Genomic DNA, 22,051 nt, shown 5'->3' with positions numbered 1-22,051 from the left:
TGAATGACTGCTCCCAGTTCAGCGCGAATATCCAGGTTATTGAGCGGCGAATACACCTGTCCAATAGATACCTGCATCGCTCTTGGGGTCCATCGCGTAGGCCGCGCCCAATTCGCGAAATTGCGGGTTCATCAGGTTGGCGCAATGGCCGGGGCTGGCGAGCCAACCGTCCACGACCTTGCGAGGGGTATCGAGGCCGGCGGCGATGTTTTCGCCGATGTTCTTCGCGATATACCCGGCCAGTTCGGCGCGGTCACCGGGAGTACGACCGTCGTGGTCCAGGTGGTCGAAGAAGTTGCCGTTGGCCATGTTGCGCGTGTGGCTGTTGGCCGCGCTGGCCAGGGTGTCGTTCCACGACAGCGGCGTGGTCGCGCTGAACGCCTGGGTGCCGCATTGGTGTGGTTCGGCGCGCGCGGCGTTGACCAGGTTCAGCAGTTGCTTGCCTTCGGTCTGCCAGTCGCCCAGGCCACTGGTCAACAGCGGGCGGGCCAGCACGATGCGCCAATCCTGGCCGCTGTTGCTGACGCCGATGTCGACATATTGCGGGTCCAGTACCACCCGGCAGAAGCTTTCGCGCACTGCTTTCATGGCGGCGTCGGCATCCTTGGGCCCGGACAGGCTGATGGCCTGCACGTTGACCATAGGGTACGCAGCCCGCGCCAGCGACTGCTGCAAATCGCCGACATTGGAGGCCGGCAGCACCAGCCGTGTGTCGCTGGTCAGCGGTGGCAGTTCCTGGGAACCCTGGTCACCGCAGCGTTGCACCTGGCTGCGGTATTGGTTGATCTGTTGGACTAACTGACTTTCTTCATTCGCCATCGCGCTGGCGCAGAACACCGTAGTGGCGGCCAGCGTCGTAAGACCCATCATCAATGACAGAACGCGCATGGACGTTACCCTTGAGCTTGAAAGTGCCCATGATGCGCGATCCAGGTGCATCCATGCACCCGTTGGTCCGAACTTTTTTCTTCAATTCTTGAATGTCGAGTGTTTTGCGCCCTGATCGCAGAGGGCGAACACCACCACGCCATCGGTGGAGTGAATCGCCGAGGCCGCCACCATCGGGTGCGGGCCATGAGCGGCCCGCAACAGGTACAATCGCCGCTGCCTTGACGCGAAACTCCAGGAATTTGCATGTTCAGCCTTACCCGCTACACCACGCCGTGCCCCGAATCGGTCAATAGCCAGATCCTGCAGATGGTGGTGGACAACCTCACCGACATCAGCAGTGTCGCGCTGGCGCCAAGTAACTTGCTCTACAACATCTACCAGTACGCCATCGGGTTTGAGGTGCACTTGTACCTTGAGGCGTTGAATGGCGAGAAGGGCATCGCCGTCGAGCTGGTCGTGGCGATGCAGGACGAAACCGTTGTCGGTTTTTGCCTGTATCTGCCGGTCAAGAACGACCCTCAAGCCTGCGGCATTGCCTTTATGGCGGTGCAGGCCGGCTTTCGTCGCCAGGGCGTGGCGAAGCAAATGCTGGGCGATGTGCTGGCGCGCTATCCCCACGCCGAACTGGCCTGTGCGGTGGAGAAGGTCCCGGTATTCGAGGCCATGGGGTTTCAGGTGCGCGGCGCACGTGGCACCCAAGTGCTGATGAACACCCGGGACTACGGCACCGAAGGCTTGATGGGGGTGTTGGATGTGGCAGCGATCTATCGTTCGCTGGAAGTGCGCCAGATTCATACCTACCTGCTGCAAAAGCACGGCAAGCGCGCCATGGTCGACGCTGAAAAACAGCGTGACCGGCATCTGGATCAGTTGACGCGCAAGGTGCAGCTGTACATCCAGCAGCGTTTTCCTACGATTTGACCCGCTGGACCATCCCCAGGATGGTCGCCAGCAATTCCTGCTGGGCCTCCTCACGGCTGATCTCGCCATTGGCTGCCGCATGAGACAGGGCTTCCGCCGCACCGAGCATAGCGCGCAAGCCGGCCTTGGAAACACCGCCGCCCGAGGCGAACGGTGACAGTGCGTTGGAGCACTTTTCCAGGAAGATCGCCTCATATTCGCGCTTGAGCACCGCCAGCTCCGGCGAGCCGCTCAGCGCGGCAATCACTCCGGGGATTTCCCGGCCCTGCAACAGTACGCAATCGACATACGCCGACGCGATCACCCATGCCCGGTCCTCTAGCGTCGCCTTACTGGTGTCGATGGCCTCGGTAAAGACCTGGTCCTGGCGCGCATCGAAATCGGCATACAACGCCGCCAGCAATCCCGCACGCGTGGTGAAGTGGTCGTAGACCACCGGCTTGGTCACACCTGCCAGCTCCGCCAGGCGGCCCAGGGTCAGGGCGTCGGTGCCTTCCTCGCGCACCAATTGCCACGCCACATCGAGTAATTGGCGCTGGCGATCTTCACGGGACAAGCGCCGACGTGGGGCAGGGGATTCACTGCTTGACATGGTTATATACCAAAAGTAACTTAAGGGGCATAACTTACTAAACGTAGCTTAATCCTGTCAGGAGTTAAAGTCATGCACGCCTTGATCGTAGTTGCTCATCACGACCGGAAATCGCTCACCCATAGCGTCGCGGCTCAGGTAGGCGCCGGTTTGACCGCCGCCGGCCACACCTTCGAAATCGCCGACCTTGCTGCCGAAGGGTTCGACCCACGCTACACCGCCGCCGACCATCAGGTGCACCGCGCTCATGCAACTCCGCCGGCCGATGTGCTGGCCGAACAGGCGCGTATCGAGCGCGCCGACGCGCTGGTGGTGGCTTTCCCGATCTACTGGTGGTCGATGCCGGCGTTGCTCAAAGGCTGGGTCGACCGCGTGTTCGTCAACGGCTGGGCGATCGATTATGGCCCCGACACACCCGTCGTGAAAAAACTGCGCCACTTGCAGGTGCACCTGCTGGCCCTCGGGGGCGCGGATGACAGCGCTTTCGATCGGCACGGCTATGCCAAGGCCATGCACACCCAGATCGATTACGGCATCTTTGATTACTGCGGGGCGCAGGTGCTGACGTCCAAGCTGCTGCTGGATTCGGAGAGCGGGGGCGCCCAGGCGCACTTGCACACGGCCAAAGCTGTGGGGCAGGGGATGTTCCAGCGCGAGACGGTCGCGGGGTGATTCAGGTGTCGCGAAACAGGTCGTGGGCATCGAGCAAGCGGTAGGCAATCTCGGGGCGTTTTTCCAGGCCGCGGCGGATCGACGCCGGGATCGATTGACGCGTCTTGCGGCACATGCCCGGCAGCTCGTCGATAACGATCTGGATCCCGCGCATACTCTTGACCTCGGTATGCCCAGGCGCAATGTGCACGCGGATGCCCAGTTGCTCGTACATCCGCTGCTGCATGTGTTCAAGGTCTTGCAGACTCTTGAGGTTTTCAAGGCGTTCGAGCAGGATTTTTTCCTGCTGTCGCGTCAACTGGAGGATGCGCAGGTCCGCGCCGGGCGCCTCCAGCAGTTGTTCACGCTCGCACACACAGGCGCCGGGAGGGCAGGGTTGGCGAATGGTCATCGACGCTCCCGGCGAAGTTTCACGATCGGCGTGTCAGTAGGTCAATTGAACGCCCAGGCTGCCCAAGGCTTTCCAGTACTCAGGGTAGGTCTTGGCCACGCAGTCCGGGTCCTGGATGCGAATCCCCGAAACTTTCAGCCCGGCCAGGGCAAAGCACATGGCGATGCGGTGGTCGGCGTGGGTGTCGATCAGCGCCGTGCACGCGGTGCCGCCCAGGGCTGGGTCGCTCGCCACCAGCAAATCGTCGCCCTCAATGCTCGCCAGGCCCGGGCGGATCTCATTGAGGCCGTCGTGCAGTGCCTGTACACGGTCACACTCCTTGACGCGCAGGTTCGCCAGTTCAGTAAAACGCACCGGGGTGTTGTTGAACGCGGCAAGCACTGCCAGCGTCGGGATGGCGTCCTGCATTTGCGAACCGACCACCGTGGCTTGCATGTTCGGGAACTGGGCGATCACGGCCTGGGCCTGGGCGTCCGGCTGGGTGAAATCCTGGGCTGCGACACCGATGTCGATACGGCCAGCGGTCAGCACTTCGGCGGCCCACAGGTAGGTAGCGGCCGAGGCGTCGGGTTCGATCAGGTAATCCCGGGCGGTGTAGCCGGTCGGGGCGACGCGCCAGGTGGTGTCGTCCACGGCTTCAACCTGGGCGCCAAAGGCGCGCATGCAATCCAGGGTCAGGTCCACGTAGCCACGGGCGCCGATGTCTTTGCCGGTCAACGCCACTTCAATCGGCGCCTCACCACAGGCCGCGAGCATCAGCAGGGCCGATACATACTGACTGGACAAGCCGCCATCGATCTCAAAGCGCCTGGCTTGTACCTTGCCTGTGCCATGCACGGTCACGGGCGGGCAGCCAGTGGGGCTGTCGACCTGAATTCCGTTTTGGCCGAGGGCGGTCAGCAGCGGGCCAATCGGGCGCTTTTGCATGTATTCATCGCCGTCCAGCACCACGCTGCCTTGCACGGTGGCCACGGCGGCGGTGAGAAAGCGCATGGCAGTCCCGGCGTTACCGAGGAACAGTGGTTGGGCAGGCAATTGCAGCGAGCCTTGGCTGGTGACGACGAACGTGGTGTCGTCTGGCTCATCGATACTCACACCCATCTGACGCAGGGCGACCGACATGTGGCGAGTGTCATCGCTTTTCAACGCACCGCTCAAACGGCTGGTGCCCTTGGCCAATGCCGCCAGCAACAGGGCGCGGTTGGTGATGGATTTGGAGCCGGGGGGCGCGACCTTGCCATTGAGAGGAAAGTTGGGCGGTGTAACGGTCACGGTTTTTTGCGAACTCAAGGTACAAGGCTCCTGGTCAAGGCGAGGTGGCGTGGAGTGGCCGACGTGCGGACCCGAATAATCAGGCAAACACGCCATGCTTGTCGAGTGAGCAAGTGATCTGCGTGATTTTTCTGGGATGTGCTCCGATTCAAATGTGGGACGGGGCCAGCAAGCCCGGCTTAACGCTGGCTCAACCAGTAGTCATGCAGCGCCCGTGCAGCCGGTTCGATTTCGCTGACCTGCTGTTGATGGGCGTTTATATCCAGGTCCGCCGGCAGTTCGAAATTGTCCTGCTCGGCGCACCCGGTGATTTTTTCCAGTTGCCCGGCTTGTTCGGCGGGCAATGGCGGCCAGTTGCCGATCGTCACACCCCGCACATAACCAAAACACCATTCTTCAGCCAGCGTCACCGCCTGGTCTTGATATTCGGTTTCATCGAAACGGGCTTTGAATGCCTGGGAGTCGGTGGCCAATTGAGCGGCCAGGGTATTCATATGGCGTACACACAGTGCGAGAAAATCCTGGGCCTCGCCCATGTTGTCCCATTCAGGGTTTTGCCCACCCCAGATCGCCGGGAACCACTCGGCCACGTCCACCTTGGCCGGGCTGGAAACCAGGGCGGTGAAATAACCGTCGAGTTCGGCCATGTTCAGCACCGAGTGGTCTTCACCGTATTTGAGCAAGGTGGCGTCAATGAAGTCGAAATCGGCGGGAGAGAGGGGTTGGGCGTGCATGGCATATCCTTAAAACGTCGAGCGCCGCTGACAGGGGCGGCTTAAAGCGCAAAGGATGGCGTGTGCACCGGGTTTTATCCAGCGTCTTTTCCCTCACCGTGGCCAGTCCCGCTTTTGGCCGATGCGCCGTGGCGCACCCTTGATATAGTCTGGCCTTTCTCAATCGCCAGTCAGGGATCACTGCCATGTCCGAATACCAAGCCTTCGTCGTCGAACTGAGCGGCAACGTTGCCCATGTGCAGATCAATCGCCCGGAAAAGATCAACGCCATGAACGCGGCGTTCTGGACCGAAATCATCGACATCTTCCAATGGATCGACGACACCGATGCCGTGCGCGCCGTGGTGCTCAGTGGTGCGGGCAAGCATTTCTCTTCGGGTATCGACTTGATGATGCTGGCCTCGATAGCCAACGAGTTCAGCAAGGACGTGGGGCGCAATGCGCGCCTGTTACGGCGCAAGATCCTCGAGTTGCAAGCCTCGTTCAACGCGGTCGACCATTGCCGCAAGCCGGTACTCGCGGCGATCCAGGGCTACTGTATTGGCGGGGCCATTGACCTGATCAGCGCCTGCGACATGCGCTACGCGGCCGAAGGTGCGCAGTTCTCGATCAAGGAAATCGACATCGGCATGGCTGCTGACGTAGGCACTTTGCAACGCCTGCCGCGCATCATCGGCGACGGCATGTTGCGTGAGTTGGCCTACACCGGTCGCCAGTTCGGTGCCGAAGAAGCGCGCAGCCTCGGCCTGGTCAATCGCGTGTATGCCGATCAGGACAGCCTGCTGGCCGGCGTTATGGAAATCGCCCATGAAATCGCCGCCAAGTCGCCAATCGCCGTGACCGGCACCAAAGCCATGATCAGCTACATGCGTGACCACACAGTCAATGACGGCCTGGAATACGTTGCCACCTGGAACTCGGCTATGTTGCAATCCAACGACTTGCGCGTGGCCATCGCGGCCCATATGAGCAAGCAGAAACCTGAATTCGTGGATTGACTGATATGACCCCAGGCTGGATTACCACAACGCTGCTGGATAACGACGCCGTCGGTGGCTGGGCCGTCGCCCGCAGCCGTGAGGGCTTTTTGCATGACGCCAATGGCCCTCTGTTCCCTCGGGAGTGGCTTAAACGCCAGGACCTGCCGGTGTTCGCTGAACACGGCATCGGCCACCTCGATGGTGAACCGGTGTACTTGCTGGAACTCGACAGTGCTGCCGATGTGCCAGGGTGCAGTTGGCAGGGGCTGCGCGGTTTCATGCTCCAGGGTGATCACACTCTCTACAGAGTGCTGGGTTACGCCGCCCAGATCGGCACCTGGGCGCGGGAGCATCGCTTCTGCGGCAGTTGCGGCCAGGCCATGGTTCAGGTCCCACGGGAGCGGGCGATGTACTGCGCGCCTTGCGACCTGCGCAGCTACCCACGGATTTCGCCGAGCATGATCGTGCTGGTGACCCGTGGCGACGAGATCCTGCTGGCGCGCTCGCCACGTTTCGTCACAGGGGTCTACAGCACCTTGGCCGGCTTTGCCGAACCCGGCGAATCGGCCGAAGACTGCCTGATCCGCGAAGTGCGCGAGGAAGTGCAGATAGAAGTGAAGAATATCCAGTACATGGGCAGCCAGTGCTGGCCGTTCCCCCATTCGATGATGCTGGGTTTCCACGCCGAGTACGCCGGTGGCGACATCGTGCCCCAGGCCGACGAGATCGAGGATGCGCAGTGGTTCAACATCCACGAACTGCCGCCGTTGCCGGCGTCACGTTCGATTGCGCGTTACCTGATCGACCTTTACGTGGCCCGCCGCTTAGGCCACGCTGAACCAGTGCTGCCAGGCTAGGCGTACGGTCAGGCCCAGCACCACGGTGATAAACACCGGGCGAATGAATTTGGCGCCGCCGCTGATTGCGCTGCGTGCGCCAAAGAACGCGCCACACATCACTGACACGCCCATCGCCAGCCCGACGATCCAGTCTACCGAGCCGTTGATGATAAACACCGTCAGCGCCGCCGCGTTGCTGACGAAGTTCATGCTGCGCGCGACGCCGCTGGCCTTCACCAGGTCGATGGGGTGCAGCAGCATCGTGCTGACGGTCCAGAATGCACCGGTGCCAGGCCCGGCCACGCCGTCGTAGAAGCCCAGGCCAAAGCCCTGGGTGGCCTGCCATTTCTTCTTGATCGGTGCTTCGGCATCCACCGGCGCCTTTGGCGTACCGCCGAACAACAGGTACACCCCGCAGGCAAAGACGATCACCGGCAGCATCTTGTTCAGGGTTTCGGCGGGCAGGTAGTGGGCGACCACCGCACCGGTCAGCGCGCCGATCAATGTACCGACGATGGCGTGCACCCATTGGCGCGGGTGGAACAGCTTGCGCCGGTAAAAGGTGAAACTGGCGGTGGCCGAGCCGAAGGTGGAGCTGAGTTTGTTGGTGCCCAGTACCAGGTGAGGCGGCATCCCGGCGGTGAGCAGGGCCGGTGTGGTCAGCAGCCCGCCGCCGCCGGCGATGGCGTCGATAAAACCGGCGATAAAGGCAACGACGGCCAGGATGGCCAGGGTGGTGAGGTCAACGCTGAGTTCGAAGGGCATGGGCAGGGCTTATTGTTGGAGGTGCGCTATGCGAAGGCCGCCATCTTACCTGCCGAATGCACGCAGAACCAAATGTGGGAGCAAGCCCTTCCCACATTTTTAAACCCGTCTGCTTGGCTATTTGTGGGTTCCCAGCCACTCCAGCGCCGTACGCCAGATGCAAATGCCCAGGAAATACGCCGACATCAGCGACCACAAGCCAAACGTCCACGGGTTGGTGTTGGGATAGTCCACCACCATCAAAAAGCTGCACAGCAACCAGATCGTAGTCACCGCAATATTGATCGGCATGAAGCGCTTGACCCGGAATGGGTGCAAAAACTTCATCGGTGTCACGGTCAACAGGGCCAGGCCGATCACGGTCAGCAAGGTGACCCAGGCGTCAGGCTGGATGATGTACACGCACAGGGCGACCACGTTCCAGGCGGCGGGGAAGCCGACGAAGTAGTTGTCCTTGCTCTTCATGTTCACATTGCAAAAGCAGAACAGCGAAGACACCAGAATCACCGACACCGTAAACAGGTGGGTAAATTCCGGCAGGTCGATATAGCGGTAGATAAACAGTGCGGGGATGAACACATAGGTGAGGTAATCGATCACCAGGTCCAGGACCGAGCCGTCAAAGCTGGGCAATACCGTGCTGACATTCACCCGTCGCGCCAGCGAGCCATCGACGCCATCCACCACCAGCGCCAGGCCCAGCCACAGCAGGCATGCCTTGGGGGAGTTTTCCAGCAGCGCCAGGGTGGCCAGGAAGGCCAGTACCACACCGGTGGCAGTAAAGCCGTGGGCGCCCCAGGCTTTGAGTCTGGCTACATGCAGGGTGGATATCACGGGCGGTTCTCCAAAAGGTCAAACGGGGCAGCCGACAACGTAGCGCCGTCGAGTCTGGCCGGGTAATGCAGGTATCGACCGGGAAGAGGGGGATAAGGTTCACCGCCCGGTGTCTGCGTAAGCGTAGCAAGCGTAGGACGATTCGGCATCAACCCTGACGGAACACCAGGGCCTTCAGCCCACTTTGCGGATCGACGTCGGGGAATTCCGGCGGGTTGTCCAGGCGCTGCACAAAGCGCAGGCCCGGTGCCTCGCGGGTTACACCGTCGATCAGGAAATCTTCGCCGAAGGCTGGGTCGTTCATGCACGCCAGCACCGTACCTTGGGCGGTGAGCAAGTCCGGCAGGCGGCGCAGCACGCGCTGGTAGTCCTTGGTCAGCAGGAAGCTGCCTTTCTGGAACGACGGCGGATCGATGATCACCAGATCGTAAGGGCCGCTGTGGGTGACCTTGGCCCAGGACTTGAACAAGTCGTGGCCCAAAAAGGTGACTTTGCTCAAGTCATGCCCGTTCAGGCGATGGTTGTCGCGGCCACGACTGAGGGCGCCACGGGCCATGTCCAGGTTCACCACATGGTCGGCGCCGCCTTCGATGGCGGCCACCGAAAAACCGCAGGTATAGGCAAACAAATTCAGCACGCGCTGGCCTTGGGCCTGTTCGCGCACCCAGTTGCGCCCGTAGCGCATGTCCAGAAATAGCCCGCTGTTCTGCTTTTTACCCAGGTCGATCAGGTACCGCAGGCCGCCCTCGGTGATGGTCAGCTCATCGATGGCCTCACCCACTAACCACTCGGTGGTGCTTTGCGGCAGGTAGCGGTGTTGCATGGCCAAGGTGTGCGCGCCAAAGCTCGCCCAGTCGATGTTCAGCAGCGTCTGCTTGAGGGCTTGCAGGTGCTCGGTTTCCTTGAACAGCGCCACCAACACCACCCCTTGCAGCCAGTCCACCGTCAGTTGTTCCAGGCCCGGCCAGCAACGGCCGCGGCCATGGAACAGGCGCCGGGTTTCCACCGGTGCGTCAGCCAGGGCGGTCAGCAAGTGGGCGTGAAGGGTAGCGAGTGCGTCTGGGTTCATCGTTGTGCGTCAGTCATCGGGCGGGCGGCATTTTAAACACAATTGCCGGGTTTGCGGGTGCATGAGCACAACGTGCTGGAATAAAACCGATCTACAGTGATTTATGCTCAAAATTCTGTTGGGTGAGCCTGATAACAGGCAAAAAATCCTTCAGCACCGACATAAACTGGAAAAAAGTCCGGAGGTGCCCATGAACGGTTTCGCCCACGCAGTCAATCACACGGCGCAGGATCAGCAGGAGCTGGATGAGTGGAGTGATGCCCTGGCCTCGCTGGTGGCCAATGCCGGCCCCGCCCGGGCCCGCGAAATTCTCGACCTGCTGGCCCGCGAAGGCGGTGCGCCGGGCATCGACTGGAAACCCCGCCACGGCACACCGTATATCAACAGCATCAGCGTCGAGCAGCAGTCGGCTTTTCCCGGCGACCTGGCAACCGAAGAGCGCCTCGCCTCGCTGGTGCGCTGGAATGCCCTGTTCATGGTGGTGCGCGCCAATCAGGCGTATGGCGAACTGGGCGGGCATATCGCCAGTTACGCCAGCGCCGCGGATTTGTTCGAAGTGGGCTTCAACCACTTTTTCCGCGCCCGCAGCGAGCAATCCGGCGGTGACCTGGTGTTCTACCAGCCCCATTCAGCACCCGGTATTTATGCCCGTGCCTACCTTGAAGGGCGCCTGACAGAACAGGATCTGGCCCACTACCGCCAAGAAATCGGTGGGCCGAAGGAGGGCACTCGCGGGCTGTCCAGCTATCCCCATCCATGGTTGATGCCCGACTTCTGGCAGTTCCCCACCGGTTCTATGGGCATTGGCCCCATCAGCTCGATTTTCCAGGCGCGCTTTATGCGTTACCTGCAGCACCGCAGCTTGCAGGACACCTCGGACCGCCATGTATGGGGCGTGTTCGGCGACGGCGAAATGGACGAACCGGAAAGCATGTCAGCCCTGACCCTGGCCGCCCGCGAGGGCCTGGATAACCTGACCTGGGTCGTCAACTGCAACCTGCAACGCCTCGACGGCCCGGTACGCGGCAATGGGCGCATCATCGACGAGTTGGAGGCCTTGTTCAGCGGCGCCGGTTGGAACGTGATCAAACTGGTGTGGGGCTCGGACTGGGATGCGTTGCTCGCCAAGGACGCCGACGGCTCATTGGTCCGAACCCTTTCGCAGACCGTGGATGGCCAGTTCCAAACCTTCGCCGCCAAGGATGGCGCCTATAACCGCGAGCATTTTTTTGGCCAGAGTGAATCCCTGGCCAAGCTGGTCGAGAGCCTGAGCGATGAGCAGATCGACCGCCTCAAGCGTGGCGGCCATGACATGGTCAAGATCCACGCCGCTTACCACGCTGCCCGCCGGACCAAGGGCAAACCCACGGTGATCCTGGCCCAGACCAAAAAAGGTTTTGGCATGGGCGAAGCCGGGCAGGGCAAGATGACCACTCACCAACAGAAGAAGCTTGATCGCCAGGCGCTGATTGCCTTTCGCAATCGCTTCCAATTGCCGCTGTCGGATGAGCAGGTCGAGTCCTTGAGTTTTTTCAAGCCGGCCGATGACAGCCTGGAATTGCGCTACCTGCACCAGCGCCGCAAGGCCCTGGGCGGTTACGTGCCCAGCCGCAGCCAGCTTGCCGCGCGTGTCAGTGTGCCGTCGATGAGCGGTTATGCGGGTTTCGCCACGGCCGCCGAAGGCAAGGAAATGTCTACCACCATGGCCTTCGTCCGTATGCTCACCCACTTGCTCAAAGACGGACAATTGGGGCCGCGCATCGTGCCCATCGTTGCCGACGAGGCGCGTACGTTTGGCATGGCCAACCTGTTCAAGCAGATTGGCATCTACTCCAGTGTCGGCCAGCACTATGAGCCGGAAGACATCGGCTCGATCCTCAGTTACCGCGAAGCCACCGACGGGCAGATCCTGGAAGAAGGCATCAGCGAAGCCAGCGCCATCAGTTCCTGGGTGGCCGCCGCGACCAGTTACTCGGTGCATGGCCTGCGCATGTTGCCCTTCTATATCTATTACTCGATGTTCGGTTTTCAGCGCGTGGGCGACCTGATCTGGGCGGCTGCCGACCAGCGTGCCCGGGGCTTCCTGCTCGGCGCCACGGCCGGGCGCACCACCCTGGGCGGCGAAGGTTTGCAGCATCAGGACGGCAGCAGCCACCTTGCTGCCGCCGCCGTGCCCAATTGCCGCGCCTACGATCCAGCGTTCGCCGGTGAGTTTGCGGTGATCCTCGACCACGGTATGCGTCGGATGCTGGAGCAGGATGTCGACGAGTTCTACTACGTGACGCTGATGAACGAAAACTACGCGCAACCCAGCCTGCCGGAAGGCGTGGAAGGCGCGATCATCAAGGGCATGTATCGCTTGCAGGGTACGCAGGACGCGCAGGTGCGCCTGCTCGGCTCCGGCACGCTGGTGCGTGAGGCCCTGGCGGCGGCGCAGTTGCTGATGGACGACTGGCAGGTGCAAAGCGCGGTGTACAGCGTCACCAGCTTCAGTGAACTGGCGCGGCAAGCGAGAGAGGTGGAGCGCTGGAATCGCCTGCATCCGCAGAGCATCAAGCGTGTCAGTCATTTGCATGACTGTTTGCCCAAAGGCGCACCGGTGATTGCCGTGTCCGACTATGTGCGGGCAGTGCCGCAGATGATTGGCTCGTACGTGGATTCGGGCTACACCGTGCTCGGCACCGATGGGTTTGGGCGCAGTGATACACGGGCGGCGTTGCGTGATTTCTTTGAGGTGGATCGGCACCATATTGTGCTGGCAGCGTTGACGGCATTGGTGGAGCAGGGGAGTTTGGCGCCGGCGGTGTGTCAGCGCGCGATTCATCTCTACGGGTTGCAGCCAGAACGGGATGCGCCCTGGACCTGCTGATTGTGGGAGGGGCGGTGCGACGATTCGACTTGCTCCCACATTAGAGTGTGGCGATCAGGGCTGGCCCGAAGGCATCCTTGAGGAAACCCGGGGCGATATAGCGCTCGTAATGCGCCTCTGAAAGCAGAAAGAATTCCCGATCTATCGCATCGCGCAAATCCGCCAAGTGGCGCTCGCGAAACTCCGGCAGCAATGCCAATCCATAGGCATCCAGCCTGGAAATCACCCGCGCACCCCGCGCGATCAGCTGGTATGCCCAGCAATACGGCGACTGGTGCGGCATAAAGCGAATCTTGCGGGCCTCCAGCTGCTGTCGCAGGCAGTGTGGGTCGAACACTTCCAGCTTGCTGGCCATCACCTGCACCAGTAGCTGTTCCAGGCGCAGCCATACCGCCTGTTTTTCCTCGGCGTTATAGCCATTCCACTGGATCACCTCGTGGTGATAGCGCTTGCAGCCCCGACAGACCAGATCACCGTAGACGGTGGAGCACAGGCCGACGCAAGGGGTCTTGATGGAGTGCGGCATTTTCAAGCCTTTGAAGAAAGTGTAAGCGTATTTAGTCAGTGTTTCTGCGTCGCCAAATGGGCAACGATGGCTTCAATCCATTGCGAGCGACACCCATGAGAACACCGATCAAACCCTGGCTGTATGCCGTGATGTTCACCGCTGTTGCCGGCTGTTCCAACCCACCCACTCATAGAGACATCGCCATGCCAAAACCCCTGGTATCCCTCGCCGTACTCAAGGCAAAACCTGGCCAAGAGCACGCGCTCAAGACTGGCTTGCTGAGCCTGATCGAACCGACGCGGGCCGAACCTGGCAATCTGGATTACGTGTTGTTCGAGCGACGCGATGAACCCGGCACGTTCTATATGCGCGAGGCATTCAAGAGCCAGGCAGCACTGGATGAGCATTTTGCCACGCCGTACTTCCAGCACTTTGCCGCCACGGCGGATGCTTTGCTCAGCGAGCCGTTGCAGTTGATTTTCCTGGAGCAGGTGTCGGACTGACGCCATTGACTGTAGGAGCGAGCTTGCTCGCTCCTACAGGGTTACGTCAGTCCCAGCTCAGCGCACCACCTGTTTGATACTCGATCACACGGGTCTCGAAGAAGTTTTTCTCTTTCTTCAAGTCCATGATCTCGCTCATCCACGGGAACGGGTTGGTGGTGCCTGGGTACTCTTCCTTCAAGCCAATCTGCGACAGGCGACGGTTGGCGATGAACTTGAGGTAATCCTCCATCATCGCCGCGTTCATACCGAGCACACCGCGAGGCATGGTGTCGCGCGCATATTCAATCTCTAGCTGCGTGCCCTGCAAAATCATCTGGGTCGCTTCTTCCTTCATCTCGGCATCCCACAAGTGCGGGTTTTCGATTTTGATCTGGTTGATCACATCGATACCGAAGTTCAGGTGCATCGACTCATCGCGCAGGATGTACTGGAACTGCTCGGCCACGCCGGTCATCTTGTTGCGGCGGCCCATGGACAGGATCTGGGTGAAGCCGCAGTAGAAGAAGATGCCTTCCAGCACGCAGTAGTAAGCGACCAGGTTACGCAGCAGTTCCTTGTCGGTCTCGACGGTGCCGGTTTCGAACTTCGGATCGGAGATCGAGCGGGTGTACTTGAGGCCCCAGGCTGCCTTTTTGGCGACCGATGGAATCTCGTGGTACATGTTGAAGATCTCGCCTTCATCCATGGCCAGCGATTCGATGCAGTACTGGTAGGCGTGGGTGTGGATCGCTTCTTCGAATGCCTGGCGCAGGATGTACTGGCGGCATTCCGGGTTGGTGATCAGGCGGTACACGGCCAGCACCAGGTTGTTGGCGACCAACGAGTCGGCGGTGGAGAAGAAGCCGAGGTTACGCATGACGATGCGGCGTTCGTCGTCGGTCAGGCCTTCGGGGTTTTTCCACAGGGCGATGTCGGCGGTCATGTTGACCTCTTGCGGCATCCAGTGGTTGGCGCAGCCGTCGAGGTATTTCTGCCAGGCCCAGTCGTACTTGAAAGGCACGAGTTGGTTGAGGTCGGCGCGGCAGTTGATCATGCGCTTTTCGTCAACGGCGACGCGGGCGGCGGAGCCTTCCAGCTCAGCGAGGCCTTCGGCGACGTCGAGTTTGTCCAAGGCGGCCTTGGCGCGGATGATCGCGGCGGAGTCGTTGGCGGTCACGTTGCGCGCCTCCAGGGCAGCAGCGGCGCCGGCACCGTCGAGGCGGTCCATGTTGGCTTCGCTTGCATGGCCGGCGTTGGCGCCTTTGATCACCGCTGCACCGGTGTCTTCGTTGTCGACTTCATCCCAACTCAGCATTGAAATACTCCCTTCTGATCCGTTCTGACGGTGTTCAACCCGTCCAAAAAATGTGCGATTTGCAGGCTACCAGGCATTGAAATACTGCGCTGAGTGTGGTCGGTAAATACCGATTCTGCACACTATGTAGTGGTCTGTTCTGTTTGTGGGCACACTATATGGTGTGTAACAAGGTTGGTCAACGCACAAGATATGCGGTCATACGTCGCTGTCGAGCGTGCGGCGCCGGGCAGATGGGCGCCGAAGGATATTTCTCTCATATATCATTATGGAATGGATAAATAGTTATTTATTCCTTTTAATGTTTTCTCGTGAGGCGCATTTTGGGGGCCTGCGCATTCGTGCGGATTGACCCAACAGCCAAAAGGAAAGCCGACATGACCATCAAAGCGATCAACGTGCGCAACCAGTTCAAAGGCGTAATCAAGGAAATTCTGCTGGGGGAAGTCGTGTCGGAAATCGACGTGCAGACGGCGTCCGGCATTGTTACTTCGGTGATTACCACGCGCTCGGTACGTGACCTGGAATTGAAGGTGGGCAGCGAAGTGATTGCTTTTGTGAAGTCGACGGAAGTGTCCATCGCCAAGTTGTGAATGGATAACGTGGGTGGGGATTGCTCACCCCTCCCACGCATGTTTCGCCGGGTAAGTCAGCGCTGGCGCAAGGCACGTTCCATGCGCTGTATACCTTCCTCGAGCATCGCCCGTGGGCAACCGAAGTTCAGGCGCACGAACTGTTGACTGTCATCGCCAAATTCAATCCCGGCACTCAGGCCGACCCTGGCCTGTTCCAGAAAGAACCGTTGCGGGTCTTCCAGGCCCAATGCGCTGCAATCGAGCCACGCCAGGAAGGTACCTTGTGGTGCGTGCATCACTACACCGGGCAGGCGGGTCTTTAGCGCATCGAGCAGGTAATCACGGTTGGCCTGCAGGTACTGCAACAGCGCAGCGAGCCAGTCGCCGCATTGGCTGTAGGCCGCGCGAGTGGCTTCCAGGCCCAGGGGGCTGACGCTGTCGACCATGCCGCAGCGCGCGTTATTGAAGCGCTCGCGCAGCTCGGCGTTTTGCACCACGGCGAAGCAGGTCTTCAAACCCGCCACGTTATACGCCTTGCTCGCCGACATCAGGGTGATGGTGCGTTGGGCAATTTCGGGGCTGAGGCTGGCGGTGGGGATATGCCGACGACCATCGAAGCACAGCTCGGCATGAATCTCGTCGCTGATGATCAGCGCGCCGCTGTCAAGGCAGGCGTCGGCCACGGCCTTCAGTTCTTCGCGGGGGAATACTTTGCCGATGGGATTGTGCGGGTTACTCAGCAGCAGCGCACCGGCACCGCTCAATGCCTGGCGCATCGCAGGCATTGGCGTGACGTATTCGCCGTTGATCAACTCGAACGGCATTTCGATGCGCGGCAGGTTCCAGTTGCCGGGTGCCAGGCGAATCGGCCGGTAGTTGGGGGTTTGCAGCACTACCGCCTGACCGGGTTGGACGAAGGCGTGCAAGGCCATGTTGAACCCAGGCTCGACGCCAGGCAGAAATAGCAGTTCTTCAGGTTGTACGCGCCAGGCGTACTTGGCCCACAGGTCCGCGATGATGGCCTCGCGCACATCCGGGCCGGCCATGCTGTAGCCAAGAATCTGTTGGTCGAGGCGCGTGTGCAGGGCTTGCAATACAGCGGGCGGCGCGGCGATGTCCATATCGGCGATCCACATCGGCAGAACGTCTTGCGGGTAACGGCTCCACTTGGTACTGCCGGTACCGTGGCGTGGGTGGAGCGTGTCGAAATCAAAGCTCATGAAAAAGGCTCGTATCAAAGCGGCGGCGAAAAAGTGGCGCTGATTCTAGCGCCATTGACGGTACAAATGTGGGAGGGGCTTGCTCCCTCCCACATCGATTTATTCGCCGTTTCGTTGTGCGTCCGTTCCATGGCCGACAAGTTCTGTAATAAAAACGCCATTGCGCTGGGGATTGAATCGGGGAGGGGCTATTTTGGTGCATCTCAATAACCAGAGTAGCCATGGATGAAATACCAACCTTTGCGCCGAACCTTGATCGCCACCGCGTTGGTGTTGACGGTCAACGGAGTACAAGCCGCTTCCCAGGCGCCGGTAGCCGGTGAAAATGGCATGGTGGTGACGGCCCAGCACCTGGCCACCCATGTCGGCGTGGATGTGCTCAAGGCCGGCGGCAACGCAGTGGATGCAGCCGTTGCCGTGGGCTACGCGCTGGCGGTGGTGTACCCGGCGGCGGGTAACCTCGGTGGCGGCGGTTTCATGACCGTGCAACTGGCGGACGGACGCAAGACCTTCCTCGACTTCCGCGAAAAGGCCCCGTTGGCGGCCACCGCCGACATGTATCTGGACAAGGCCGGCAATGTGGTCGAGGGCCTCAGCGCCAAAGGCCATTTGGCGGTCGGCGTACCGGGTACTGTTTCCGGTATGGAACTGGCCCTGAGCAAATACGGCACTCTCAAGCGCGCCCAGGTGATTGCCCCGGCGATCAAACTGGCGGAAAACGGCTTTGAGCTGGAGCAGGGCGATATCGACCTGTTGCACACCGCCACTGGCGAATTCGAGAAAGACCAGGATTTGCGCGGGATCTTCCTGCACAACGGCCAACCGCTGCAGGTGGGCCAGAAATTGGTGCAAAAAGACCTGGCCAGGACCCTCAAGGAAATCTCCGCCAAGGGCACCGACGGTTTCTATAAAGGTTGGGTGGCCAAGGCCTTGGTGGATTCCAGCCAGGCCGGCAAGGGCATCATCACCCAGGCCGACCTCGACAAGTACAAGACCCGCGAACTGGCGCCCATCGAGTGCGATTACCGTGGTTACCATGTGGTCTCGGCGCCGCCACCCAGTTCGGGCGGCGTGGTGATCTGCCAGATCATGAACATCCTCGAAGGCTACCCGATGGCCGACCTCGGTTATCACTCGGCCCAGGGCCTGCACTACCAGATCGAAGCGATGCGCCATGCCTACGTGGACCGCAACAGCTACCTCGGCGATCCGGATTTCGTGAAGAACCCGATCGAGCATCTGCTGGACAAGAACTACGCCACCAAGCTGCGCGCTGCCATCGAGCCGCAAAAGGCCGGTGATTCCCAGGCGATCAAGCCAGGGGTGTCACCCCACGAAGGCAACAACACCACTCACTATTCGATCGTCGACAAATGGGGCAACGCGGTCTCGGTGACCTACACCCTCAACGACTGGTTTGGTGCCGGGGTGATGGCGAGCAAGACCGGGGTGATCCTCAACGATGAAATGGACGACTTCACCGTCAAGGTCGGCGTGCCGAACATGTACGGGCTGGTGCAGGGCGAAGCCAACGCTATCGCTCCGGGCAAGGCGCCGCTGTCGTCGATGAGCCCGACCATCGTCACCAAGGACGGCAAGGCGGTCATGGTGGTCGGCACGCCAGGTGGCAGCCGCATCATCACCGCCACCTTGCTGACCATCCTGAATGTGATCGACTACAAGATGAATATCCAGGAAGCGGTCGACGCACCACGCTTCCATCAGCAATGGATGCCCGAGACCACTAACCTTGAGACCTTTGCGGTCAGCCCGGATACCCAGAAGATCCTCGAAAGCTGGGGCCATAAGTTTGCAGGCCCCCAAGATGCCAACCACTTGGCCGCGATCCTGGTAGGCGCGCCTTCCCTGGGTGGCAAGCCAGTGGGTAACAATCGTTTCTATGGGGCGAACGATCCGCGGCGCAACACGGGCTTGTCGTTGGGTTACTAAAGCCTGGTACGGTAAAAAATGTGGGAGCGGGCTTGCCCGCGAAAGCGGTGGGTCAGTCTATGCATTTGCTAGCTGATACATAGCATTCGCGGGCAAGCCCGCTCCCACAGGGGAAGTGTGTCAGCGCTTGAGCAACTGCTCTACTGCGGAAAATGCCGCCTGGCGACGCTGCTCCCAATCCCCGCGAATCACCACCACCGGCTGTTGATGCTCTTGCATCCACTCCAGGCTGGCCTGGAAAAACGCCCGGCGGTCGGCCAGTTCCGGCTGGCAGCGCTGGCCATCGGCGCTCCATTCCACGTCCTCGGGGGAGAGCAGCAGGTGCAGGTCGTACTGCCGGGCCAGCAGTTCGTCATCAAGCCAACCGGGGTAATCGCCAAACAGGGTCTGGCTCCATAGCCTGTTGGTCAGCAGGTGGGTGTCGAGGATCAACAGCGCAGGATGCCGGGCGCGGGCGCTGTCTTCCCAGGCTAATTGGCCATGGGCGATGGCGGGGATATCCGCCAGGGTCGTGTCACGCTGATGGTGATCGATGAAATGCCGCACGTATTCACCCACCATCACCCCGCCGAAGTACGCGTGCAGTTGCGCCGCCAACCAGCTTTTGCCGCTGGATTCGGGGCCTGCCAGTACCACCACCTTCATGAGTGCAACGCCGGGTCGGCGCGCCATTCGCGCCAGCCTTGTACCGCAATCACGGTAAACAGTGCATAGAGTGCCGCAGTGAGATAGAGGCCTTTGTAGAGAAACAGGCCGACAAAAATCACGTCAACGACAATCCACAGCGCCCAGCACTGCACGCGTTTTTGCGCCATCCACATCTGCGCCACCAGGCTGAAACCGGTGAGGGCGGCGTCGAGCCAGGGCTGGGCGGCGTCGGTCCAGTGGGCCATGGCGGCGCCAAGCAACAGGCTGCCGACGGCGCCTACGGCCAGGCTGACCATGATCGCAGGCGCTCGCAGGCTGGTGACCTGACGGCCCTGTTTGACTTCGCCGGCACGGGTCCATTGCCACCAGCCATACACCTGCAACGCGGCGTAGACCACTTGCAGCAGCATGTCGGAGTAAAGCTTGACCTCGAAAAACACCCAGGTGTAGAGCAGCACCATCACCAGGCCGATGGGCCAGCACCAAGGGTTTTGTTTGACCGTCAGCCAGACAGCGATCACCCCCAGGGCGGCGGCGAACAATTCAAGCCCGGACATGGCGGATCCTTGGGAAGTGGGAGAGGGCGGTGATTGTACCCAGAGGTCAGCGATCTTCAAACTTGCGTGCAATGGGCATACATCGTACAAAAATGTGGGAGGGGCGGTGCGACGATTCGACTTGCTCCCGATATAGGTGGATCAGTCAGCTCATTTGCACCTGACCCACCGTAATCGGGAGCAAGTCGAATCGTCGCACCGCCCCTCCCACAATTTACCCGGCGCTAGATTCGGAATTGGCGCAGCAACCCATCAAGCTGTTCACTCAAGCCCCGCAACTGCGCACTCGCCACGCTGGATTGTTCCGCCGCCAGCGCCGTGCTGTGGGACAGCCCGGCCGCCTGGGTGACGTTCTGGTTGATGTCTTCCACCACATGGGCTTGTTGCAGGGTGGCGCTGGCAATCGAAGCATTCAAGCCGTTGAGATTGTGCAGTGCCTGGCCGATGGCCGTGAGGCTAGCTCCGGCCTGGCCGGCCTGTTCGATGGTCAGTTGCGAGGCACTGTGGCTGTCGCTGATGACCTTGACCGCCGCTTCCGAGTGGCCTTGCAGGCGCTCGATCATCACCTGGATCTCGGCGGTGGATTTCTGCGTGCGCTGGGCCAGCAAGCGCACTTCATCGGCGACCACCGCAAATCCACGGCCCTGCTCCCCGGCGCGGGCAGCTTCGATGGCGGCGTTGAGGGCGAGCAAGTTGGTCTGATCGGCAATGGAGCGGATCACTTCGAGTACGCCGCCGATCTGCGTGCTTTCGCTGGAGAGCGTGCGGATTACCTCCACAGCCTGGCTGATGGTGGAGGAGAGCTGATCGATCTGCTGCAAGCTGCCGTCAATATTCACTTGGCCCTGTTGCGCCTGGGCCTGGGCATCGCGCATTTCGCTGGCCGCGTGCTCGGCATTCTTGGCCACGTCCTGCACGCCGTAAGTGACTTCGTTGATGGCGGTGGCCACCAGTTCCATCTGCTGCGACTGCTGCTGGCTGCGGTCGTGGGCCTGGCTGGCGTTGTGGCCCAGCTCCGTGGATGACTGGCCCAGCGCGTTCGCGCACGTCTGCAGTTGGCCGACCACCTGGCGCAACTTGGCGGTGAAACCATTGAAGTGGCGGGCCAGCTGGGTAAGCTCGTCGCTGCCATGGGGGTCCAGGCTGCGGGTCAGGTCGCTTTCACCGCTGGCAATATTGCCCATGGCATTCACCGCCGCCTGCAACGGCTGCACGATACTGCGGGCGATCAGCACCACCAGCACGGCCATCATCAGCGCAATGCCCAGGCCGATTGCCGAGGCTTTCCATACCTGGGTCTTGAACTCGGCCTGCACATCATCGACGTACACGCCGGAGCCGATGATCCAGCCCCAGGGTTCGAACAGCTGGATATAGGAGGTTTTCTCCACCGGTGCGTCGGCGCCCGGTTTCGGCCAGCGATAGTTGACGATGCCGGCGCCCTTGGCCTTGGCCAGAATCACGAACTCATTGAACACGGCGAAACCATCCGGGTCACGAATCGCCGAGAGGTTCTGGCCATCGAGCTTGGGGTTGGCCGCGTGCATGATCATCACGGGGGTGAGGTCGTTGATCCAGAAGTAGTCATTGTGATCGTAGCGCAGGCCACGCACCGCGCTCAGGGCTTGCTGCTGCGCGGCGTCACGGGTCAGTACCCCGGTTTTCTCCAGGTTCTGGTAATACCCGAGCACGCCGCTGGCGGTTTGCACCACGTGCTGGGTCTGCTGGCGCTTGGCCTGGTAGAGGTCGCCGTGGATCTGGTTCAGCATCAGCAGCCCCAAGGCCAGCAGCATCAACACGGCGACTATCAGGATCAGCCAAAGGCGGCGGCTGATCGACATGCTGCGCAAACTGTTCATCGTCCTGTCACTCCATGCTCTTTATAATTGTGGTGCTGCTTCGAGATTTCCGGCGTGTCTGATAGGCTTTCGGCCCGGAATCGAAAAACCTGAGTACTGCCTGAT

General features: G+C 60.8%; 24 protein-coding genes. 9 read left to right on the top strand and 15 right to left on the bottom strand.

The genetic code is table 11. From position 1 onward, the window contains the following. Window positions 1-36: 36 nt before the first annotated feature. Both PSEBG33_RS12625 and PSEBG33_RS29930 read right to left on the bottom strand, forming a co-directional pair. On the bottom strand, window positions 37-888 hold the full coding sequence (locus PSEBG33_RS12625; protein ID WP_005788547.1) for a CAP domain-containing protein: 852 nt from the start codon (window positions 886-888) through the stop codon (window positions 37-39). A gap of 81 nt (window positions 889-969) precedes the next feature. Next, complete coding sequence (locus tag PSEBG33_RS29930) at window positions 970-1,098, bottom strand: hypothetical protein (RefSeq protein WP_005788545.1); 129 nt, start codon at window positions 1,096-1,098, stop codon at window positions 970-972. Between the two features lie 36 nt (window positions 1,099-1,134). Between PSEBG33_RS29930 and PSEBG33_RS12630 the strand changes: the two genes are divergently transcribed. Then, a complete protein-coding gene (locus PSEBG33_RS12630; RefSeq protein ID WP_005788544.1) occupies window positions 1,135-1,812 on the top strand; it encodes a GNAT family N-acetyltransferase in 678 nt (225 codons plus the stop codon). Here PSEBG33_RS12630 and PSEBG33_RS12635 read toward each other — a convergent pair. Beyond that, window positions 1,802-2,404 (bottom strand): TetR/AcrR family transcriptional regulator, encoded by a 603-nt coding sequence (locus PSEBG33_RS12635; protein WP_005788542.1) that lies wholly within the window; start codon window positions 2,402-2,404, stop codon window positions 1,802-1,804. The two genes, PSEBG33_RS12630 and PSEBG33_RS12635, sit on opposite strands and share 11 nt — an antisense overlap. A 72-nt stretch (window positions 2,405-2,476) precedes the next feature. Here PSEBG33_RS12635 and PSEBG33_RS12640 point away from each other — a divergent pair, with 72 nt between their 5' ends. After that, entirely contained in the window at window positions 2,477-3,076 is a 600-nt protein-coding gene (locus PSEBG33_RS12640; RefSeq protein ID WP_005788541.1) for an NAD(P)H-dependent oxidoreductase, read from the top strand. Between the two features lies 1 nt (window position 3,077). On the opposite strand, the gene PSEBG33_RS12645 is transcribed toward PSEBG33_RS12640, so the two are convergent. From PSEBG33_RS12645 to PSEBG33_RS12655, 3 genes are all read right to left on the bottom strand, one after another. Continuing rightward, the gene (locus tag PSEBG33_RS12645; RefSeq protein ID WP_005788540.1) at window positions 3,078-3,467 is read right to left on the bottom strand and encodes a hypothetical protein; all 390 of its coding nucleotides are present in this window, start codon (window positions 3,465-3,467) and stop codon (window positions 3,078-3,080) included. Window positions 3,468-3,500: 33 nt separating this feature from the next. Further along, entirely contained in the window at window positions 3,501-4,757 is a 1,257-nt protein-coding gene (locus PSEBG33_RS12650; RefSeq protein WP_005788538.1) for a 3-phosphoshikimate 1-carboxyvinyltransferase, read from the bottom strand. A 161-nt stretch (window positions 4,758-4,918) separates the two neighbouring features. Then, the gene (locus PSEBG33_RS12655) at window positions 4,919-5,473 is read right to left on the bottom strand and encodes a UPF0149 family protein (RefSeq protein ID WP_005788536.1); all 555 of its coding nucleotides are present in this window, start codon (window positions 5,471-5,473) and stop codon (window positions 4,919-4,921) included. Between the two features lie 185 nt (window positions 5,474-5,658). Between PSEBG33_RS12655 and PSEBG33_RS12660 the strand changes: the two genes are divergently transcribed. Both PSEBG33_RS12660 and nudC read left to right on the top strand, forming a co-directional pair. Next, on the top strand, window positions 5,659-6,471 hold the full coding sequence (locus tag PSEBG33_RS12660) for a crotonase/enoyl-CoA hydratase family protein (protein ID WP_005788534.1): 813 nt from the start codon (window positions 5,659-5,661) through the stop codon (window positions 6,469-6,471). A 5-nt stretch (window positions 6,472-6,476) separates the two neighbouring features. Then, window positions 6,477-7,310, top strand: a complete 834-nt coding sequence (gene nudC / locus PSEBG33_RS12665) for an NAD(+) diphosphatase (RefSeq protein WP_005788532.1) — start codon at window positions 6,477-6,479, stop codon at window positions 7,308-7,310. On the opposite strand, the gene PSEBG33_RS12670 is transcribed toward nudC, so the two are convergent. From PSEBG33_RS12670 to PSEBG33_RS12680, 3 genes are all read right to left on the bottom strand, one after another. Further along, entirely contained in the window at window positions 7,278-8,057 is a 780-nt protein-coding gene (locus PSEBG33_RS12670) for a TSUP family transporter (protein WP_005788530.1), read from the bottom strand. The genes nudC and PSEBG33_RS12670 overlap by 33 nt on opposite strands. A 117-nt stretch (window positions 8,058-8,174) precedes the next feature. Beyond that, entirely contained in the window at window positions 8,175-8,891 is a 717-nt protein-coding gene (gene pcsA / locus PSEBG33_RS12675) for a phosphatidylcholine synthase (RefSeq protein ID WP_005788529.1), read from the bottom strand. A gap of 148 nt (window positions 8,892-9,039) precedes the next feature. After that, complete coding sequence (locus tag PSEBG33_RS12680) at window positions 9,040-9,960, bottom strand: class I SAM-dependent methyltransferase (protein ID WP_005788528.1); 921 nt, start codon at window positions 9,958-9,960, stop codon at window positions 9,040-9,042. 190 nt (window positions 9,961-10,150) lie between these two features. On the opposite strand from PSEBG33_RS12680, the gene mdeB reads away from it, so the two are divergent. Next, window positions 10,151-12,829 carry an alpha-ketoglutarate dehydrogenase gene (gene mdeB, locus PSEBG33_RS12685; protein ID WP_005788527.1) on the top strand — a complete coding sequence of 893 codons (2,679 nt, stop codon included), beginning with the start codon at window positions 10,151-10,153 and terminating at the stop codon, window positions 12,827-12,829. Between the two features lie 40 nt (window positions 12,830-12,869). Here mdeB and PSEBG33_RS12690 read toward each other — a convergent pair whose 3' ends face one another. After that, on the bottom strand, window positions 12,870-13,355 hold the full coding sequence (locus PSEBG33_RS12690) for a DUF1289 domain-containing protein (RefSeq protein ID WP_005788526.1): 486 nt from the start codon (window positions 13,353-13,355) through the stop codon (window positions 12,870-12,872). Between the two features lie 185 nt (window positions 13,356-13,540). Between PSEBG33_RS12690 and PSEBG33_RS12695 the strand changes: the two genes are divergently transcribed. Beyond that, window positions 13,541-13,840: a putative quinol monooxygenase gene (locus tag PSEBG33_RS12695; protein WP_005788525.1), complete on the top strand. Its 300-nt coding sequence runs from the start codon at window positions 13,541-13,543 to the stop codon at window positions 13,838-13,840. A 46-nt stretch (window positions 13,841-13,886) separates the two neighbouring features. Here PSEBG33_RS12695 and PSEBG33_RS12700 read toward each other — a convergent pair whose 3' ends face one another. Then, the gene (locus tag PSEBG33_RS12700) at window positions 13,887-15,137 is read right to left on the bottom strand and encodes a ribonucleotide-diphosphate reductase subunit beta (protein ID WP_005788524.1); all 1,251 of its coding nucleotides are present in this window, start codon (window positions 15,135-15,137) and stop codon (window positions 13,887-13,889) included. Window positions 15,138-15,514: 377 nt separating this feature from the next. Here PSEBG33_RS12700 and PSEBG33_RS12705 point away from each other — a divergent pair, with 377 nt between their 5' ends. Next, window positions 15,515-15,730, top strand: coding sequence for a TOBE domain-containing protein (locus PSEBG33_RS12705; protein WP_003173733.1), 216 nt, complete (start codon window positions 15,515-15,517; stop codon window positions 15,728-15,730). 56 nt (window positions 15,731-15,786) lie between these two features. Here the strand turns inward: PSEBG33_RS12705 and PSEBG33_RS12710 are convergent, their stop codons facing one another. Continuing rightward, window positions 15,787-16,932 (bottom strand): MalY/PatB family protein, encoded by a 1,146-nt coding sequence (locus tag PSEBG33_RS12710; protein WP_005788523.1) that lies wholly within the window; start codon window positions 16,930-16,932, stop codon window positions 15,787-15,789. Between PSEBG33_RS12710 and PSEBG33_RS29365 the strand changes: the two genes are divergently transcribed. Both PSEBG33_RS29365 and ggt read left to right on the top strand, forming a co-directional pair. Beyond that, window positions 16,906-17,142 carry a hypothetical protein gene (locus PSEBG33_RS29365; RefSeq protein ID WP_157264161.1) on the top strand — a complete coding sequence of 79 codons (237 nt, stop codon included), beginning with the start codon at window positions 16,906-16,908 and terminating at the stop codon, window positions 17,140-17,142. The two genes, PSEBG33_RS12710 and PSEBG33_RS29365, sit on opposite strands and share 27 nt — an antisense overlap. Before the next feature lie 15 nt (window positions 17,143-17,157). After that, a complete protein-coding gene (gene ggt, locus PSEBG33_RS12715; protein ID WP_005788522.1) occupies window positions 17,158-18,882 on the top strand; it encodes a gamma-glutamyltransferase in 1,725 nt (574 codons plus the stop codon). Between the two features lie 120 nt (window positions 18,883-19,002). On the opposite strand, the gene PSEBG33_RS12720 is transcribed toward ggt, so the two are convergent. The 3 genes from PSEBG33_RS12720 to PSEBG33_RS12730 form a co-directional block, all read right to left on the bottom strand. Then, window positions 19,003-19,527, bottom strand: a complete 525-nt coding sequence (locus PSEBG33_RS12720) for an AAA family ATPase (protein ID WP_005788521.1) — start codon at window positions 19,525-19,527, stop codon at window positions 19,003-19,005. Next, window positions 19,524-20,087, bottom strand: a complete 564-nt coding sequence (gene pnuC / locus PSEBG33_RS12725) for a nicotinamide riboside transporter PnuC (protein WP_005788520.1) — start codon at window positions 20,085-20,087, stop codon at window positions 19,524-19,526. Before pnuC ends, PSEBG33_RS12720 begins: the two co-directional genes overlap by 4 nt. Before the next feature lie 224 nt (window positions 20,088-20,311). Continuing rightward, window positions 20,312-21,946 carry a methyl-accepting chemotaxis protein gene (locus PSEBG33_RS12730; RefSeq protein WP_005788519.1) on the bottom strand — a complete coding sequence of 545 codons (1,635 nt, stop codon included), beginning with the start codon at window positions 21,944-21,946 and terminating at the stop codon, window positions 20,312-20,314. Between the last annotated feature and the right edge of the window lie 105 nt (window positions 21,947-22,051).

Origin of the sequence: Pseudomonas synxantha BG33R (genome assembly GCF_000263715.2) — a bacterium.
Classification (GTDB): domain Bacteria; phylum Pseudomonadota; class Gammaproteobacteria; order Pseudomonadales; family Pseudomonadaceae; genus Aquipseudomonas; species Aquipseudomonas synxantha_A.
This window is presented reverse-complemented; position numbering and strand designations above follow the sequence as displayed.

Coding starts and splice junctions, on each gene's coding strand:
- PSEBG33_RS12625 (WP_005788547.1), bottom strand. CDS start 888: ATGCGCGTTCTGTCATTGATGATGGGTCTTACGACGCTGGCCGCCACT.
- PSEBG33_RS12630 (WP_005788544.1), top strand. CDS start 1,135: ATGTTCAGCCTTACCCGCTACACCACGCCGTGCCCCGAATCGGTCAAT.
- PSEBG33_RS12635 (WP_005788542.1), bottom strand. CDS start 2,404: ATGTCAAGCAGTGAATCCCCTGCCCCACGTCGGCGCTTGTCCCGTGAA.
- PSEBG33_RS12640 (WP_005788541.1), top strand. CDS start 2,477: ATGCACGCCTTGATCGTAGTTGCTCATCACGACCGGAAATCGCTCACC.
- PSEBG33_RS12645 (WP_005788540.1), bottom strand. CDS start 3,467: ATGACCATTCGCCAACCCTGCCCTCCCGGCGCCTGTGTGTGCGAGCGT.
- PSEBG33_RS12655 (WP_005788536.1), bottom strand. CDS start 5,473: ATGCACGCCCAACCCCTCTCTCCCGCCGATTTCGACTTCATTGACGCC.
- PSEBG33_RS12660 (WP_005788534.1), top strand. CDS start 5,659: ATGTCCGAATACCAAGCCTTCGTCGTCGAACTGAGCGGCAACGTTGCC.
- nudC (WP_005788532.1), top strand. CDS start 6,477: ATGACCCCAGGCTGGATTACCACAACGCTGCTGGATAACGACGCCGTC.
- PSEBG33_RS12670 (WP_005788530.1), bottom strand. CDS start 8,057: ATGCCCTTCGAACTCAGCGTTGACCTCACCACCCTGGCCATCCTGGCC.
- PSEBG33_RS12680 (WP_005788528.1), bottom strand. CDS start 9,960: ATGAACCCAGACGCACTCGCTACCCTTCACGCCCACTTGCTGACCGCC.
- mdeB (WP_005788527.1), top strand. CDS start 10,151: ATGAACGGTTTCGCCCACGCAGTCAATCACACGGCGCAGGATCAGCAG.
- PSEBG33_RS12690 (WP_005788526.1), bottom strand. CDS start 13,355: ATGCCGCACTCCATCAAGACCCCTTGCGTCGGCCTGTGCTCCACCGTC.
- PSEBG33_RS12695 (WP_005788525.1), top strand. CDS start 13,541: ATGCCAAAACCCCTGGTATCCCTCGCCGTACTCAAGGCAAAACCTGGC.
- PSEBG33_RS12700 (WP_005788524.1), bottom strand. CDS start 15,137: ATGCTGAGTTGGGATGAAGTCGACAACGAAGACACCGGTGCAGCGGTG.
- PSEBG33_RS12705 (WP_003173733.1), top strand. CDS start 15,515: ATGACCATCAAAGCGATCAACGTGCGCAACCAGTTCAAAGGCGTAATC.
- PSEBG33_RS12710 (WP_005788523.1), bottom strand. CDS start 16,932: ATGAGCTTTGATTTCGACACGCTCCACCCACGCCACGGTACCGGCAGT.
- ggt (WP_005788522.1), top strand. CDS start 17,158: ATGAAATACCAACCTTTGCGCCGAACCTTGATCGCCACCGCGTTGGTG.
- PSEBG33_RS12720 (WP_005788521.1), bottom strand. CDS start 19,527: ATGAAGGTGGTGGTACTGGCAGGCCCCGAATCCAGCGGCAAAAGCTGG.
- pnuC (WP_005788520.1), bottom strand. CDS start 20,087: ATGTCCGGGCTTGAATTGTTCGCCGCCGCCCTGGGGGTGATCGCTGTC.
- PSEBG33_RS12730 (WP_005788519.1), bottom strand. CDS start 21,946: ATGAACAGTTTGCGCAGCATGTCGATCAGCCGCCGCCTTTGGCTGATC.